The following is a 14,166-nucleotide window of genomic DNA, read 5'->3' on the forward strand; positions in this document are numbered from 1 at the left end:
GGCCGCCCGTGGCGGCGGTCAGGGTTCGGGGGACAGGCGGAAGACGCGCAGCTCGCGGCCGGACTTCTCGGTGTAGCGGTCGTAGACCGGCCACATCCGCACCAGGCGGGGCCAGACCTCGGCCCGCTCGCCGCCCTCCAGGAGGCGGCCGGTGACCGGGACCTGCCGGCCGCGGAAGGAGACCGCGGCCCGGGGGTTCTTGAGCAGGTTGCCGCTCCAGGCCGGGTGGTGCTCGCGGCCGAAGTTGGATCCGACGACCAGGAAGGACCCGTCCCTCTCCGGCAGGCAGGCCAGCGGGGTCGGGCGCGGCAGGCCGCTCTTGGCGCCGGTCGTGGTGAGCACGAGCGTGGGGAGCATCTGATCGCTCATGACGCTCTTTCCGCCGGTGAGGCGGTGGATCGCCCGGTCGAGACGGGGGACGATCACCGGTCCGGCCTTCATGAACGCGTCGGTCGCCGCCAGCCACTGGAAGAACGGCTTGAGCCGCGCGATGAGACGGGCACCCACGGTGGACTCCTGGTGTGCTTGCGGTGTGCGGGACTCCCGCGGCCGGAGGGCCGCTCGACGTTGATCGTAGCAAGCGCTAGGTAGAATCCCACGCACTCACCCGCTCTCGCACCCACCCGCCCTCCGCCTACCGGCCCGCGCGCTCACCCGCCCGCGCACCCACCGGCTCGCTCACTCACCCGCTCTCGCGCTCGCCCGTGACTCCTCGGCCGCCCTGCGATCCGTGCCGCCTCTCCCGGCGGGCCCCGTAGTCGCCGATCCCCCTCTCCAGCAGCGCGAAGGCCTGCTCGGCCCGCCGCCGCAGGTCCGGGGTGATGGCCTCGACGGTCTCTCCGGCCAGCATGCGCCGTACGGCATGGCCTACGACCGTGCGGAGCGTGGCGCCGATCTGCGCGGCGACCACGGCGGGGGTGAGATCGTCGGGGTCGGCGCCGAGATCCTCGGCGATGGCCTCGGCGAGCATGCGTTCCCGGGTCTCGTTCATCTCCCGGATCCGGGCGCTGAGGGACGGGCTGGTCTCGATCATCCGGATGAAGACGTCGCCCCCCTCGTGGAACCCGTAGCGGTAGTGGCCGCTCCCCAGGGCCTGCAGGAAGTCGCGGCGCACCGCCTCCAGCACGCTCTCGCCCGGCCCGCGCTCCCGGAAGACCCGCACGAGCAGCTCCTCCACCTCCGAGGTCCGGTCGAGGAGCAGGTCCTCCTTGGTGGCGAAGTAGTTGAAGACGGTGTTGACCGAGACGTCGGCCGCCCTGGCGACCTCGGCCACGGTCACGTTGTCGAAGCCCTTGGCCAGGAACAGGCCTGTCGCGATGTCGGAGATGCGCAGGCGGGTCTCTCTCTTCTTGCGTTCCCGCAGGCCTTCGCTCATGCCTCCATCCTAGTGCCGGACAAATTTTACAGTCACTCTAAAATTAGTGTTACTCTAAAAATGGAGGCGGTGAAATGATCAAGACATCGGGTCTGGCCAAGACCTTCAAAGGCGGCGTCGAGGCCGTCAGGAGCATCGACCTGACCGTGCGGGCGGGAGAGATCGTGGGCTTCCTCGGCCCCAACGGCGCGGGCAAGACGACCACCATGCGGATGCTGACCACTCTGCTGCGCCCCACCGCGGGCACCGCCGTGATCGCCGGGCACGACCTCGTGACCGACCCGCAGGGCGTGCGCCGGCGCATCGGTTACGTGTCCCAGGGCGGCGGGGTCGGCCCGTCCGCCCCGGTGGGAGAGGAGATCGAGCTGCACGCCAGGCTGTACGGCATGGGCGCCGCCGAGGCGCGCGAGCGGGTCGCCGGGACGCTGGAGCGCCTGGGGCTGACGGCCCTGGCCGCGCGGCCAGGCGGTGCGCTCTCCGGCGGTCAGCGCCGCCGCTTCGACCTGGCGTTCGGCCTGGTCCACCGGCCGTCGCTGCTCTTCCTCGACGAGCCGACCACCGGCCTCGACCCGCAGAGCCGGGCGAACCTGTGGGGGCACATCCGCCGCCTGCGCGACGAGGACGGGCTCACGGTCTTCCTGAGCACCCACTATCTCGACGAGGCCGACACGCTGGCCGACCGGCTGGTCGTCATCGACCACGGCACGGTCGTCGCCGAGGGCACCCCCGCCGAGCTCAAGGGTGGCGCCGGCACCCTCGACGACGCCTTCCTCGCCATCACCGGCCGCTCCCTGAGAGAGGACGGCGAGGCGGCGGAACCGGGCGCGCCGCCCGGAGGGCCCCACGGGGACCCCGGTCCCCCGGACGGGCAGGCCGACGACGTCCCGGCGGCCGGAGGCGCCCTTGCGCGATCGGCCGGGCAGGCCGCCGCGGCGGGGAAGCGGGGGGCGCGATGAACGCCGTCCGCGACACCTGGCTCGTCACGCGGCACAACGTCCGCATCGTCCTGCGGCAGAAGGCCGGGATCGTCTTCGGGGTCCTGCAGCCGATGCTCTACCTGGCGCTGTTCGGCCCGCTGTTCGCCACGATCGGCACCTGGGAGACGCTGGTCCCCGGCCTACTGGCCCAGGTCGGCCTGTTCAGCGCGGGCCTGTCCGGGGTGGGCATCGTCTTCGACGCGCGCTCCGGGGTGCTGGAGCGGCTGCGGGTCACCCCGGCGCGCCGTACGGCACTGCTGCTCGGCCGGGTCCTGGGCAGCTCCCTCACCGTGCTGATCCAGTCGGTCATCCTGATAGCGGCCGGCTACGCCTTCGGCCTGCGCGCGCCGCTGCCCGGCGTGCTGGCCGGGCTGGCCCTCATGACGCTGCTCGGAGTCGGCCTGGCCGCGTTGTCCAACGCGATCGCGCTGGTCATGGATCCGGACGCCTTCGCTCCGATCGTGAGCACCGCGGTCATCCCGCTGGTCCTGCTCTCCGGGGCGTTCCTGCCGATGTCCATGGCCCCCGCCTGGCTCGACGCGATCTCCCGCCTCACCCCGTTCCGGCACGTGGTGGAGGCGATCCGCGACCTGTTCGCCGGTCACTACGCGACCTGGACGGTGGCGACGGGCGTCGCGGTGACCGCGGTCCTCGCGGTGGCCTGCGTGGCCGTCGGAACGCGCATCTTCAGCCGCGAGAACGCCTGAGACCCGAACCGCGGGAGAACGCCTGACACCCGAACGCGGGAGCGCACGGCACCTGCCGCGGACCCGGCGGAGGCGGGCCTGCGGAGTGAACCGGCTCTATACGTACAGACTGCATGTATGTATATTCGTGCCCACACCCGCAGGCCCGCCACCCGGCAGGAGAGGACAAGGGCATGGAACTCACCCCCACGCAGACGATCGACGGGCTCATCGCCGAATACGAGGACTTCGCCGACCTGGTCGGCGGCCTGTCCCCGCAGGAGCTCGACACGCCCACCCGGTGCGCCGGCTGGGCCGTACGGGATGTGGCCGGCCACGTCACCGGCGGGGCGCTGGACACCGTCGCGCTGACCATCGGCGCGCGCAGTCCCGACCAGCAGGCCGCGGACCTCCGTGACCACGACCACGCCGCCGAGCTGCGCAAGGCGGCGGCCGAGCTGCGGGCGCTGCTGGAGGCGGCCGTCTCCGCCTGGGACCGGCCCAGCATGGCCCCCGACCGGACGATCGGGAACGGCGTCCTGACCCTCTGGTACGACACCTACATGCACGCCGACGACGTCCGCTCCGCTCTGGGCCGGCCGAGTGAGCGCGGTCCGGGGCTGGCGGCGTCGGTGCGGTGGATGCTGGAGGAGCTGGGCCGCAAGGGATGGGGACCCGCGCGGGTCAGCCTCACCGGTCTCCGGGAGCGCGGGGCCGGAGAAGCGGAGATCGGCGGCGGGGGACCGCTCGTGCGCGCCGACGCCCTGCGGTTCATGCTGGCCGCCACCGGGCGGATCGATCCCGCCGAGGTGGGTCTCGACGAGAGCGTGAACATCTACCGCTGACCCCTACGATGAGCGTGTGCGCAACCGGAAGGTGGAACAGGGCGAGGCGACGCGCGGCGCGCTCATCAAGGCGGCCGTCGCCCTGTTCGCCGACAGGGGCTACGCCGACACCCCGACCGCGGAGATCGTGGCCCGCGCGGAGGTCACCCGCGGGGCGCTGTACCACCACTTCGCGGACAAGGAGCAGCTCTTCCTCGCCGTCCTGGAGACGATCGAGGAGGACATCTTCCACCGCGTGCTCGCCGCCACCGCCACGGCCGGCGACGACCCGGCCGCCCGGCTCCGCACCGGGACCGACGTCTTCCTCGACGCCTGTCTCGAACGGCCCGTCCAGCGGATCCTCCTGCAGGAAGGCCCGTCGGTGCTGGGCTGGGACCGCTGGCATCGGTTCGACAACCCCCGCTGTTCACGGCACCTGCTGGCCCGCGGCCTGGCCGACGCGATCGCGGCCGGCGTGATCGAGGAACAGCCCGCCGAGCCGCTGGCGCACCTGCTGTACGGCTCGCTGGTCCAGGCCGGCATGGTCATCGCCGGAGCGGACGACCCCGCCGCCGCCCGCGCCACCATGGGGGCGGCGGCCCAGCGCCTGCTGACCTCCCTGCTGCGTCACTGACGCGGCCGCCTCACCGTCTGACACCCTGACACTCCATCCCGAAGAGACACTCCATCCCGGAGCGGGAAACTTCAGGACGGAACAGGGCCGGTCACTGTCAACCGGACGCCCTCACGCACCGTCTCTCCTGTGCCACCATCTGTCGCACCAGGAGCAGCCTTGCGGGTCCGCCTCATCCTCCCGGCCGTCACCTTGGCCCTTCTCCCGCACCAGCAGGCGCCCGCCGCCGGCGCCGCGGTCATCACCCAGGTCGTCGAATACGAGTGCACCGCGAAGGCCACGGGGGAGAGGCAGAACGTCGACGTCACGATCCAGCTGACGATGCCGACCGGCGCCACGGCGGGCGAGCAGCTGAGCATCGGCTGGCGCGGCACGTACGTCCGGGGCTCCGAGCTGCTGGCGCCCGCCGGAGGGCTGACCGCGGGCACCAAGCTGTACGCCTACGCCTCCATCAGCGACTTCCCCGGCCTGACCTCCGCCACCGGGGTGGGGGAACTGGGCACGCCGGAGGCGGGCGAGATCATCCCCCTGCCGTCGGGCGTGGTCCCCCTGCGGACCACCCCGAACAGCGCGGGCACCGGGACGGTACGGCCGGCCGCGATCAACTTCGGGCCCCGGCCCACAGAACCGGAGATCGAGTGCGAGGTGCTCAACGAAGAGGCTCTGACGACCTACCCCCTGACGGTGACCGCCGGGACCGGCGGGCCGGATGACGACCCGGGCGGCGCCCCGGACGACGACTCAGACCCGGCACCCGTGAACCCGCAGCCCACCCGTACCGTCACCGCGACCGCGACCGCGACCGCGGTGGAAACGGTGGAGGCGGAGGAGGACACGCCCCGGGACGGGGTGGTCAGAACCCCGAAGGGCGGGGCCGCCACCGGAGGCGGCGGCGAGGCCGGTCCCGACGGGCGGACGTTCGTGGCGACCGGACTCCTGCTCGTCCTGGCCGCCGGCGCCGGCCTCCTCCTGCGCCGGCGGCGCGGCGTCCGCTCCCGGCCGGGCTCGGCCTCCGCGCGGTGAGGGCCGGAACGGCCGGGAGAACCCGGCCTGGAGCGTCCGACGGCCCGCCGCAGGAGTCACGGCGCCGACGGCGGGTAGGCCGGAGGTACCCCCGGCTCTGACGAACGCGGAGGAGGGGGACGATGACCGCGACCGGCTCCAGGACGCGCCAGGCCGCGCTGCGCGACCCCATGCGCAGCGCGGGAGGGCTGCACGTGACCGGCCGCCTGCGCCGGGGCGTGGCCGAGTTCCTCAGGCTGCCCCTGCTGATGATCTTCGCCTTCTGCGTGGCCGGCGTGCTCGTGGCGCTCCTCGACGCCTCGGCGGACGAGCGGGCGCCGTTGCGGGAGATCGCCGCGGCCCTGGTGCCCGACGAGGGCTCGATCGAGTTCGTCTCGGCGGTGGCGACGAGCGTGGTGACGGTCACCTCGATCACGTTCTCGGTGCTCCTGCTGGCCGTGCAGCAGACCTCGCAGGCGCTGACGGCCGTGGTCTTCGACCAGTTCCTGCGCCGCACCGCCAACCAGGTCTACTTCGGCTTCTTCGTCGGCACGTCCGCGTTCTGCTTCCTGATCCTGGGGCCGGCCAGGCGCGATCCCGCGCCGGTGTACGGCGCCGCGATCACCCTCGTGCTCGCCGTCGTCGCGCTGGTCATCCTGCTGCTGCTGATCCACGGCACCATCGACCAGATGCGCCCGCAGTCGGTGGTGCGCTCCATCCACGAGCTGGCGCTGCGCGCCCGCGAGCGGGAGCTCGTCCTGTTGTGCCGTACCCGGGCCGAACGGACCAGCGAACCGAGCGGACGCGAGCGCGGCGTCACGGTGTACGACAGCGGATACGTCGTCTCGGTCGATGTGGACGCGCTGGCCCGCGTGGCCGCCGAGGCCGGGGACGACGTGGAGATCATCGTCCGGGGCGCGCTGGGCGACTATCTCGTCTTCGGCGACGTGACGGCCCTGATCGCCGGCGTCGACGCCGATGACGACTCCTGGGACGACGCGGTGCGCGAGGCCTTCGAGCTGAACGACATCCGCGACGTCGACGTGGAGATGGGATACGCGACCGGCCAGCTGAACAACATCGCCTGGGCCGCCTCGTCCAGTTCCCAGCAGAGCCCGCAGACCGCGATCACCGCGGTGCGCGCGCTGCGCGACCTGCTGGCGCGCTGCCTGGCCGGCGGGGAACGCGACCGTGTGTCACGCGAGGACCTGGAAGACGGGGAGGACTGGCAGGATCGGGAGGGAGGCGCCGGTCGCCCCGGGGAGCCGTCCGTGGTCCCCGTGGTCTACGTCGACGGTGCGGCCTCCCGCATCGTGGGCGCGCTGGCCGCCGTCGTCATCGCCACCGCCGAGTCGCGGCAGGTGCACACCTGCGCCGAGACGCTGCGCGCCTTCACCGGCACCATCGCGCGCCTGCGGACCGAGCGGGACCGGGCCGTGGTGGGCACCGCCCTGGACAGCGTCCTGCCGGCCGTCATCCAGCACGCGGAGGCGCCGGAGCTGGCCGAGACGCTGCGGGAGCTGGAACGCGTCCTGCGCGAGCACGACTACGACGTCTCCCGCGTCGCGCAGGTGCGGGACCTGCTGTCGCAGGCCACCGCCCGGCTCCTGCCCAAGGCGTCCGACGAGCCCCAGGCGGCCCACCCCCGGTGAGGCGCTCCCGGCTGTCCGGGCCGGGTTCCTAGCGGGGCGGGCCGAAGGGCTCGATGGGCGGGTCGGAGTAGACGCCGGTGCCCGTCGCCGGATCGATGCGCCGGGCGGCGGCCTCGGAGACCCGCAGGACGTACAGGCCGTGCGCGGGGTCGATCGACACCAGGCCGTAGCCGATGTCGACCTCCTCCTGCGACAGCCCGAGGATCTCCATGGCGTCCGTCAACGTCGCCTCGGGCGGGAGCCGTACCGTCACGAGAAGCATGCACCCTACGCTACGCGCACGCTTTCCGGCGCAGAGCGTCGCGTATCCCCTTCGTGGCGACGATGCCGTACCCGTAGTCGTAGTCGAAGCCGACGGTGCTGCGGTCCTCGGCGGTACGGCGCAGCAGCACGCGCAGCTGGCCTGGGGTCAGGCGGGTGGCGGGCCAGCGGGTGCGGACGGCCGCGACCACGCCGGCGGCGACCGGGCAGGCCGCGGAGGTGCCGGAGTCGGGCGCGTCGTCGCCGAAGGCCTTGGAGCCGGAGAAGTGCGTGTAGGCGCACAGGTCGGGCTTGCGCTGGGACAGGCGGCCGGGGCCCTGGGAGGAGTAGCCCACCCGCTCGTTGCGGACGTCGACGCCGCCGACGGACAGCACCCGGGAGTGGGAGTTGGCGCCCACGATCGGCCGGTCGGGGTAGGCGCACCGGCCGTCGCGGCAGTCGCGCCCGCAGTTGCCCGCCGCGAACAGGATGTCGGCGCCGTCCTGCTCCAGGCTGGCCACGATCACGTTGAACGGGTGGGCGGGGTTGTCGGAGTAGTTGCCGGGGTGGCCCACCGGGAAGTCCCAGCGCGGGGAGAACGAGCCCCAGCTGTTGCTGACGACCAGGGCCCGGCTCTCCTCGGGCTGGGCGGTCAGCACGTCGCGCAGATGGGCGAAGGCCGCCACCGCGTCGGAGAGCAGGCCGTCCAGGGCCGAGCCGCCCTGACGCCGGGACAGCAGCACCGGCAGGTCGAGCAGCGTCGCCCGCGGCGCGGCGACGAGCGTGTCGAAGGCGCACATCGTGCCGTGGTCGACCTCGAAGGCCCCCGGTGTGCCGTCCACGCTGCCCGGCATCCAGCTGCGCTCCTTGTCCAGGACCGCCTCCCGGCCGAGGTGGCGCACGACGTGTTCGAGGTTGATCCCGGTGTCCAGCACCGCGAGCGCCACCCCGGCGCCGTCCAGGCCGTCCTCGGCCAGTCCCCCGACGTCCAGCAGCCGTTCGACGTCGTGCCAGTCGCCCACCGGCGGATCGCCGCCGCAGGTGATGTTGGGCTCGATCACCGGGTCGGAGAAGACGCCGACGACGTCGCGCCGGTACGCCGACAGCAGGGGCAGGCGGGCGGCCAGCTCGTCGTCGGCGATCTCGCCCCGGACCAGGACCGACGCGTCCTCGGCGGCCAGCGAGAACGTCATGGACTGGTTCATCGACAGCGGGTCGCCCCCGGCGGGCGGGACCGGGCGCGGCACCGCCACCGGGGTGAAGGAGGGGTCGAGGACGACTCCGGGCAGGCCGTCGGCGACGTCGGCCGGGGTCGTGGTCACGCCGGGATCGAGCACTGCGGCGACGATCTCGGCTGAAGGGCGGAGCTGGATCAGAACGCGCATGATGCACCACCGGGGTCGGAGGGAAACGACCTCCACCACATTCCTGCATCCCAGCGATCACGTCCACCCCTGCAAACCCGCCCCGACCAGGCCGCATGTCCGCAAATCCCCGCGAACCGTCGATGCTGGTTTTTCCTTCCCCACACGGGCAGGGATCACTAGCTTGGACGCCATGACCGCAGCGGCGCAGACCACGCCTCCTCCCCGTCCCGACGCCCCGTCCGCGCACTGGCTGAGCACCCGGCCGAGACTGGTCGTCGCCAGCGCGTTCATGCTCTTCCTGGAGCTGGCGCTGATCCGGTGGACCGGCTCGAACATCGTGCATCTGAGCTACTTCACCAACTTCGTGCTGCTCGGCTCGTTCCTGGGCATCGGGCTGGGGTTCCTGCGGGTGGGCCGGACCACCCGCCAGCCGTACTACTCGCCGGTCACGCTGGCCGTCCTGGTGATGGTCGTCCTGATGTTCCCGGTCACCGTCGACCGGCAGACCGAGGGCGTGCTGTACTGGACCAGCCTCAGCACCGCCGGGCCGCCGCCCTGGGTGATCCTGCCGGTGATCTTCATCGCCGCGGCGCTCGTGCTGATGGGCCCGGCCGAGCTGGTCGGGCGCTGCTTCCCCGAGCTGGACCGGCTGGAGGCCTACCGCTACGACCTGATCGGCAGCCTCACCGGCATCGCCCTGTTCACCGCCCTGTCGTTCCTCGGCGCGCCCCCGGTGGTGTGGGGCGTGATCACCGCGATCTCCTACGCCGTCCTGCTCCAGCCGAAGCAGGCCTGGTCGCGGGTGGCGGTGGCGATACCGTCGCTGGTGGTCGTCGCGGCGCTGGCCACCGAGACGCTGACCGCCGGGGCGCTGTGGTCGCCGTACTACAAGGTGACCCACACCCACTTCGACCAGGAGGGGGTGCGGGTGATGGACATCCAGGTCAACGGGATCCCGCACCAGCGGGCCGTCCCCGCGGCCAACCGGCTGGAGTGGGAGCGGCAGTACGCCCTGCCCTACGAGCGCTCGGCCGCCGGGCGGCTGGACGACGTGCTGATCGTGGGCGCGGGCAGCGGCACCGACGTGGCGATCGCGCTGTCGAAGGGCGCCGGGCGGGTGGACGCGGTGGAGATCGACCCCAAGCTGCGCGAGCTGGGCGGGACCTACCACCCGGACCGGCCCTACGCCGACCCCCGGGTGACCACGCACGTCACCGACGGCCGCGCGTTCCTGGAGCAGACCGACCGCAAGTACGACCTGATCCTGTTCGCGCTGCCCGACTCGCTCACCCTGGTCTCCGGCGCCAGCTCGCTGCGGCTGGAAAGCTATCTGTTCACGCGGGAGGCGATGGAGGCGGCCAGGGACCACCTCAAGCCCGGCGGCACCTTCTCGATGTACAACTACTACCGCGAGAGCTGGCTGGTGGACCGGCTCGCCTCCACCATGCAGGCCGCCTTCGGCCACAAGCCCTGCGTGGACGTGGTCAGCCGGCAGGGCCAGCAGGCCGTGATCACCGCGGGGCTCGCCGCCGCCGACCAGGCCTGCGGAGGCGGGTGGGCGGGCGCGACCGCGCAGACTCCGCCGCCCTCCGGCGACGACCGGCCCTTCCTCTATCTGAAGGACCGGACGATCCCGGAGATCTACGTCATCACCCTGGGCCTGATCCTGCTGGTCAGCATGCTCGCGGTGCGCGCGGTGGCCGGGCCGTACACGCGCATGCGCCCCTACGCCGACCTGTTCCTGCTGGGCGTGGCGTTCCTGCTGCTGGAGACCAAGAGCGTGACCGGGTTCGCGCTGCTGTTCGGCACCACCTGGGTGGTCAACGCGATCGTGTTCGCCGGGGTGCTGGTCGCGGTGCTGGCCGCGGTGGAGGTGACGCGCCGCTTCCGGACCCCGTCGCTGCCCGTGATGTACGGCGTGCTGCTGGCCGGCCTGGTGCTGGCCTGGCTGGTGCCGGCCTCCTGGCTGCTGGGCCTGCCGGTGCCGCTGCGGGCGGTGGTCGCGGTGGTCGTGGCCTTCCTGCCGATCTTCGCGGCCAACGTGGTGTTCGCCAAGCGGTTCGCCGACTCCGCCGACGGGACCACGGCCTTCGGCGCGAACCTGCTGGGCGCGATGGTGGGCGGCTGCCTTGAGTACCTGGCGCTGCTCGTCGGCTACCAGGCCCTGCTGGTCATCGCCGGGCTGCTCTATCTGGGGGCGTTCGCCCTGCTGCCCAGGGCCGCCCGGCCCGCGGCCTGAGCCGCGGCCCTGTGACGGCGCGAGGGTGCCGCTGCCGCCGGGGGAGGGCGTGGCCCGGCCGGCCAGGGCGCGGCGGGTGGGCCGGGTCGACTGGCTCAGGGCCCGGGCGGTCGCGGTGCGGATCTTCTGCCAGTCGGGGGAGCCGGTGTAGAACTCCGGCGGCACGAACTGCAGGCTGGTGATCCTGGCGTCCTTGACCTTCAGGGCCAGCTCGGTCAGGTGCTCCAGCAGGTCGCGGGGGATGTTGGTCTGGGCCGCCCGCTTGGCCACGCCCGCGATCTTGGTGAAGTTCGTCAGGACGACGCCGGGGGTGGCCTGCTGGGCGAAGGCGCCGATCACGCAGCGCTGGCGGGCCATCCGGGAGAAGTCGTCGCTGCCGACGCGGGAGCGGCCGTACCACAGGGCCTCCTCGCCGGAGAGCGTGCGGTGGCCGGCCTTGATCGTGCCGGCGGTGCCGAAGCTGCCGCCGTACTTCACGTCCTGCTCCACCTTGATCTTGAGTCCGCCGATGGCGTCCACCAGGTGGGCGAAGCCGTACATGTTGATCAGGGCGTAGTAGTCGATGTCCAGGTTGAGCGTGTAGCCGATGGCGTCCATCAGCGCCCGGGGCCCCTGGTGCTTGCGGCCGCCCATGACCTCGGGGTGGTCCTCGGCGTACTGCCAGACCTCGTTGAGCAGGCCGCCGTTGGGCAGCTCCCGCATGAAGCCGTTGGGGAACTGCTTGGCCAGCGGGCTGCCGGGCGGGAAGCGCACGTGCTGGAGGTTGCGCGGGAGGCTGAACATGACCGTGTTGCCGGTCTTGATGTGGATGCTGGCCACGTTCATGCTGTCGGTCCGGATGCCCTCGCGGTTGCCCGCGCCGTCACCGCCGATGAGCAGGAAGTTGACCCGATCGCGCCCGCCCCAGGGATCCTCGGCCTTGATCGGTGTGGCCGCCGAGTCGTCCGGGGTGCTCGGGAAGATCTCGTTGACCGTGTCCTTGGCGGTCAGCACCGTGCTCGCCGTGAGCGCGAAGGGGGTCATCACGGCCACGCACAGCACGCCGACGACGATGCCGGAGACGACCTGGCCCGCGCCGTTGAGCCGGTTGGGCCCGAGCGTGATGTAGGAGGAGAGCACCAGCAGGAACCAGCCGAGCGCGCCGAGGGCGGCCAGGCCGATCCCCAGCGTCAGCGTGCTGTCGCGGGTGGCGAAGCCGACGTTGTCCTTCAGCAGGAATCCGGCGACCGCCGCGGAGATCAGCAGCAGGACGAAGACGCCGAGCAGGATGGAGCCCGCGCGCCTGCGCCCGGCCCGCAGGTGCGCGGCACCGGGCAGGATCGCCGACAGGGCGGTCCAGCCGATGAGCGCGCCGGCGGTCAGCGGCCGGGCGAACCGCGGCCGCTTCGGGGAGTCGTGATCCCCGCCGGAACCCGGCGGGTCGCCGGCCGGCCGGGGGCTCGGCACCAGGGCGGGAGTCTCGCGCTCGCGCGGGGACCTGTTCTCCGGCGCCGCCCCGCGCTGCTGCGGGGGCCGTCCGCTGCCGGAGGTGTGCGGGGGCCGTCCGTCCCCGGAGGCCACCATGCGCTCATGCGGGTCCCCGGCGGGGGCGACCTTGCGCTCGCGCACCGCCTCCCGCTCCCGGCCGGCGCCCGCCGCCATGATCTGGGCGACGGCCATCTGGCCGGTCTGGGGGCCGTCCACGGGCTCGGCCGGGGCGGACGCCTGCCCCGCCGGGGGCCCCGCCGCGGGGTCCGCGGGGATGGCGGCCATCTGCCCGGTGTGGGGACCCGTCTCGTCCTCTTCCGGCAGGCTCGGGGTGCGGCCGGCGTTGCGGTCCGGCTTGTCGCCCGGACGGGGTGCGCGGCCACCGCGCCGCCGGGGGCGTCGTTTCCCGCCCCCGCCGGTGGGATCCCCCGAGTCCTGCCCAAGGTGCATCGTCACACCGCTTCCTACTTCGTCTTCGTCCCGGTCCACCTGGCAAAATGGCCGAGGTCCCCCGATTGCACAGAATTGCCCTGGATTCTAGCCCCCATACCTGGACATGACAGACAGATGGCCAAGGTCACATGAACGGGGGCTGAACCTAGGAGGTCGTGGAGGACGAGGCCCGCCAGGTGTTGCACTGGAAGGTCTTGTTCTTCTCGAACCCTTGGCGGAACCAGCGGTTGTTGTTGATCGGTTTGCCGTGGTCGCGGGGATAGCCCGGGTGGTCGCCGACGCGCGAGTAGAAGTAGTAGAGCGTGTTGCGCTGCGCGGGGGTGACCGGGTAGCTGGCCGAGGCCGCGCGCATGAACATCCCGCCGAAGCAGGTGGCCTGGAGCTCGAACCTGCGGCTCAGCGCGAGCTTGCCGCTCTGGCTGGTGGAGCGCAGCGTCTGCTCCCACCAGGTGTTGGACAGGCCGGTCAGCTGCTGGACGTGGTGGCCGTACTCATGGGCCATCATGCTGATGATCCCGCCGTGCCAGCTGGTGAGCTGGCCGTAGCCCAGCGAGTTGCCCGACCCCTTGGCCATGGCCGTGGTCGAGGCGTAGATCGTGGTGTTGCGCGGGCAGTAGTACGGCACGATGCTGCCGGCCTGGGGGAAGTCCCCGCAGGCGCCGCGACCCCTGGTGGCCGTGATGGCGTATCCCGGCCGGTGCCACTCGATGCCCCGATCGCGCAGCACCCGCGACCACGCCTTGTCCATGCACCGCGAGGTCTTCAGGATCAGGGCCTTGAGCTGGCTGTGGCTGTAGATGCTGGTCCCGCCTCCGGGACAGTGCACCCGGGGCAGGCCCTGGGCGGCGTAGAGGGAGTTGTCCTTCAGGGACGTGTTGAGGGTCTTGGCCTTGCTCGTCTGCGGGTTGGAGGTGTCGCTGCTCTCCCTGTCGGAGCTCTGCTCCCTTCCGGACTCGCCGCTGGAGCGGTACGTCGGCCTGGAGGTGGGCAGGTCGGACGGGCTGTAGGTGGGCAGCGCGACCGGCGAGACGGTGTCCGAGAGGCGGTTGGAGTTGAGCACGGAGGCGACGAGCACGAGACCGAGGAAGGTCAGCGCGAGCACGCCGAAGACCGTGCCGACGATCACACCCGCGCCGCCTCCCTGGCGGGGCCGAGGAGGCTGCCAGGCGGGCGGCGGGTAGGCGGGCGGCCGCGGCGGGGCGGGCGGCGGGGGCGGCTGGCCGTACGGCATGCCCGTCTGCGGCGGGATC

General features: G+C 72.4%; 15 protein-coding genes and 1 pseudogene. 10 read left to right on the forward strand and 6 right to left on the reverse strand.

Annotation, left to right across the window (positions count from 1 at the left end; translation table 11 throughout):
• Window positions 1-18 precede the first annotated feature (18 nt).
• Together Psi01_RS34050 and Psi01_RS34055 are read right to left on the reverse strand one after the other, a co-directional pair.
• On the reverse strand, window positions 19-507 hold the full coding sequence (locus Psi01_RS34050; RefSeq protein ID WP_204068261.1) for a nitroreductase family deazaflavin-dependent oxidoreductase: 489 nt from the start codon (window positions 505-507) through the stop codon (window positions 19-21).
• 175 nt (window positions 508-682) lie between these two features.
• Window positions 683-1,375, reverse strand: a complete 693-nt coding sequence (locus Psi01_RS34055) for a TetR/AcrR family transcriptional regulator (RefSeq protein ID WP_204068262.1) — start codon at window positions 1,373-1,375, stop codon at window positions 683-685.
• Between the two features lie 74 nt (window positions 1,376-1,449).
• On the opposite strand from Psi01_RS34055, the gene Psi01_RS34060 reads away from it, so the two are divergent.
• From Psi01_RS34060 to Psi01_RS34085, 6 genes are all read left to right on the forward strand, one after another.
• A complete protein-coding gene (locus tag Psi01_RS34060; protein WP_204068263.1) occupies window positions 1,450-2,331 on the forward strand; it encodes an ABC transporter ATP-binding protein in 882 nt (293 codons plus the stop codon).
• Complete coding sequence (locus Psi01_RS34065) at window positions 2,328-3,059, forward strand: ABC transporter permease (protein ID WP_204068264.1); 732 nt, start codon at window positions 2,328-2,330, stop codon at window positions 3,057-3,059. The genes Psi01_RS34060 and Psi01_RS34065 overlap by 4 nt, the downstream gene beginning before the upstream one ends.
• 173 nt (window positions 3,060-3,232) lie before the next feature.
• Complete coding sequence (locus Psi01_RS34070) at window positions 3,233-3,883, forward strand: maleylpyruvate isomerase family mycothiol-dependent enzyme (protein WP_204068265.1); 651 nt, start codon at window positions 3,233-3,235, stop codon at window positions 3,881-3,883.
• 16 nt (window positions 3,884-3,899) lie between these two features.
• Window positions 3,900-4,496 carry a TetR/AcrR family transcriptional regulator gene (locus Psi01_RS34075; protein WP_204068266.1) on the forward strand — a complete coding sequence of 199 codons (597 nt, stop codon included), beginning with the start codon at window positions 3,900-3,902 and terminating at the stop codon, window positions 4,494-4,496.
• A 159-nt stretch (window positions 4,497-4,655) separates the two neighbouring features.
• On the forward strand, window positions 4,656-5,519 hold the full coding sequence (locus tag Psi01_RS34080; RefSeq protein ID WP_204068267.1) for a hypothetical protein: 864 nt from the start codon (window positions 4,656-4,658) through the stop codon (window positions 5,517-5,519).
• 122 nt (window positions 5,520-5,641) lie between these two features.
• Window positions 5,642-7,150 (forward strand): DUF2254 family protein, encoded by a 1,509-nt coding sequence (locus Psi01_RS34085; protein WP_204068268.1) that lies wholly within the window; start codon window positions 5,642-5,644, stop codon window positions 7,148-7,150.
• Window positions 7,151-7,178: 28 nt separating this feature from the next.
• Here Psi01_RS34085 and Psi01_RS34090 read toward each other — a convergent pair whose 3' ends face one another.
• The gene (locus Psi01_RS34090) at window positions 7,179-7,412 is read right to left on the reverse strand and encodes a hypothetical protein (RefSeq protein ID WP_204068269.1); all 234 of its coding nucleotides are present in this window, start codon (window positions 7,410-7,412) and stop codon (window positions 7,179-7,181) included.
• 10 nt (window positions 7,413-7,422) lie between these two features.
• Complete coding sequence (locus tag Psi01_RS34095) at window positions 7,423-8,775, reverse strand: S8 family serine peptidase (protein WP_204068270.1); 1,353 nt, start codon at window positions 8,773-8,775, stop codon at window positions 7,423-7,425.
• A gap of 172 nt (window positions 8,776-8,947) precedes the next feature.
• On the opposite strand from Psi01_RS34095, the gene Psi01_RS34100 reads away from it, so the two are divergent.
• Together Psi01_RS34100 and Psi01_RS44250 are read left to right on the forward strand one after the other, a co-directional pair.
• Entirely contained in the window at window positions 8,948-10,996 is a 2,049-nt protein-coding gene (locus Psi01_RS34100; RefSeq protein WP_204068271.1) for a spermine/spermidine synthase domain-containing protein, read from the forward strand.
• A 25-nt stretch (window positions 10,997-11,021) separates the two neighbouring features.
• Entirely contained in the window at window positions 11,022-11,147 is a 126-nt protein-coding gene (locus tag Psi01_RS44250; RefSeq protein ID WP_275424632.1) for a hypothetical protein, read from the forward strand.
• 74 nt (window positions 11,148-11,221) lie between these two features.
• Here the strand turns inward: Psi01_RS44250 and Psi01_RS43705 are convergent.
• Window positions 11,222-11,875 (reverse strand): annotated as a pseudogene (locus Psi01_RS43705) (LCP family protein); the annotation flags it as partial.
• Between Psi01_RS43705 and Psi01_RS43710 the strand changes: the two are divergent.
• Window positions 11,778-12,104, forward strand: coding sequence for a hypothetical protein (locus Psi01_RS43710; RefSeq protein WP_239128233.1), 327 nt, complete (start codon window positions 11,778-11,780; stop codon window positions 12,102-12,104). The pseudogene Psi01_RS43705 and the gene Psi01_RS43710 sit on opposite strands and share 98 nt — an antisense overlap.
• 78 nt (window positions 12,105-12,182) lie before the next feature.
• Window positions 12,183-12,395: a hypothetical protein gene (locus Psi01_RS43715; RefSeq protein WP_239128234.1), complete on the forward strand. Its 213-nt coding sequence runs from the start codon at window positions 12,183-12,185 to the stop codon at window positions 12,393-12,395.
• Between the two features lie 666 nt (window positions 12,396-13,061).
• On the opposite strand, the gene Psi01_RS34110 is transcribed toward Psi01_RS43715, so the two are convergent.
• The coding region (locus tag Psi01_RS34110; protein ID WP_307819291.1) for a neutral zinc metallopeptidase at window positions 13,062-14,166 on the reverse strand (1,105 nt) is incomplete at its 5' end.

Source organism: Paraplanobispora siamensis (assembly GCF_016863175.1).
In the GTDB taxonomy this organism is placed as follows: Bacteria; Actinomycetota; Actinomycetes; order Streptosporangiales; family Streptosporangiaceae; genus Planobispora; species Planobispora siamensis.

Coding starts and splice junctions, on each gene's coding strand:
- Psi01_RS34055 (WP_204068262.1), bottom strand. CDS start 1,375: ATGAGCGAAGGCCTGCGGGAACGCAAGAAGAGAGAGACCCGCCTGCGC.
- Psi01_RS34060 (WP_204068263.1), top strand. CDS start 1,450: ATGATCAAGACATCGGGTCTGGCCAAGACCTTCAAAGGCGGCGTCGAG.
- Psi01_RS34065 (WP_204068264.1), top strand. CDS start 2,328: ATGAACGCCGTCCGCGACACCTGGCTCGTCACGCGGCACAACGTCCGC.
- Psi01_RS34070 (WP_204068265.1), top strand. CDS start 3,233: ATGGAACTCACCCCCACGCAGACGATCGACGGGCTCATCGCCGAATAC.
- Psi01_RS34085 (WP_204068268.1), top strand. CDS start 5,642: ATGACCGCGACCGGCTCCAGGACGCGCCAGGCCGCGCTGCGCGACCCC.
- Psi01_RS34090 (WP_204068269.1), bottom strand. CDS start 7,412: ATGCTTCTCGTGACGGTACGGCTCCCGCCCGAGGCGACGTTGACGGAC.
- Psi01_RS34095 (WP_204068270.1), bottom strand. CDS start 8,775: ATGCGCGTTCTGATCCAGCTCCGCCCTTCAGCCGAGATCGTCGCCGCA.
- Psi01_RS34100 (WP_204068271.1), top strand. CDS start 8,948: ATGACCGCAGCGGCGCAGACCACGCCTCCTCCCCGTCCCGACGCCCCG.
- Psi01_RS43710 (WP_239128233.1), top strand. CDS start 11,778: ATGACCGTGTTGCCGGTCTTGATGTGGATGCTGGCCACGTTCATGCTG.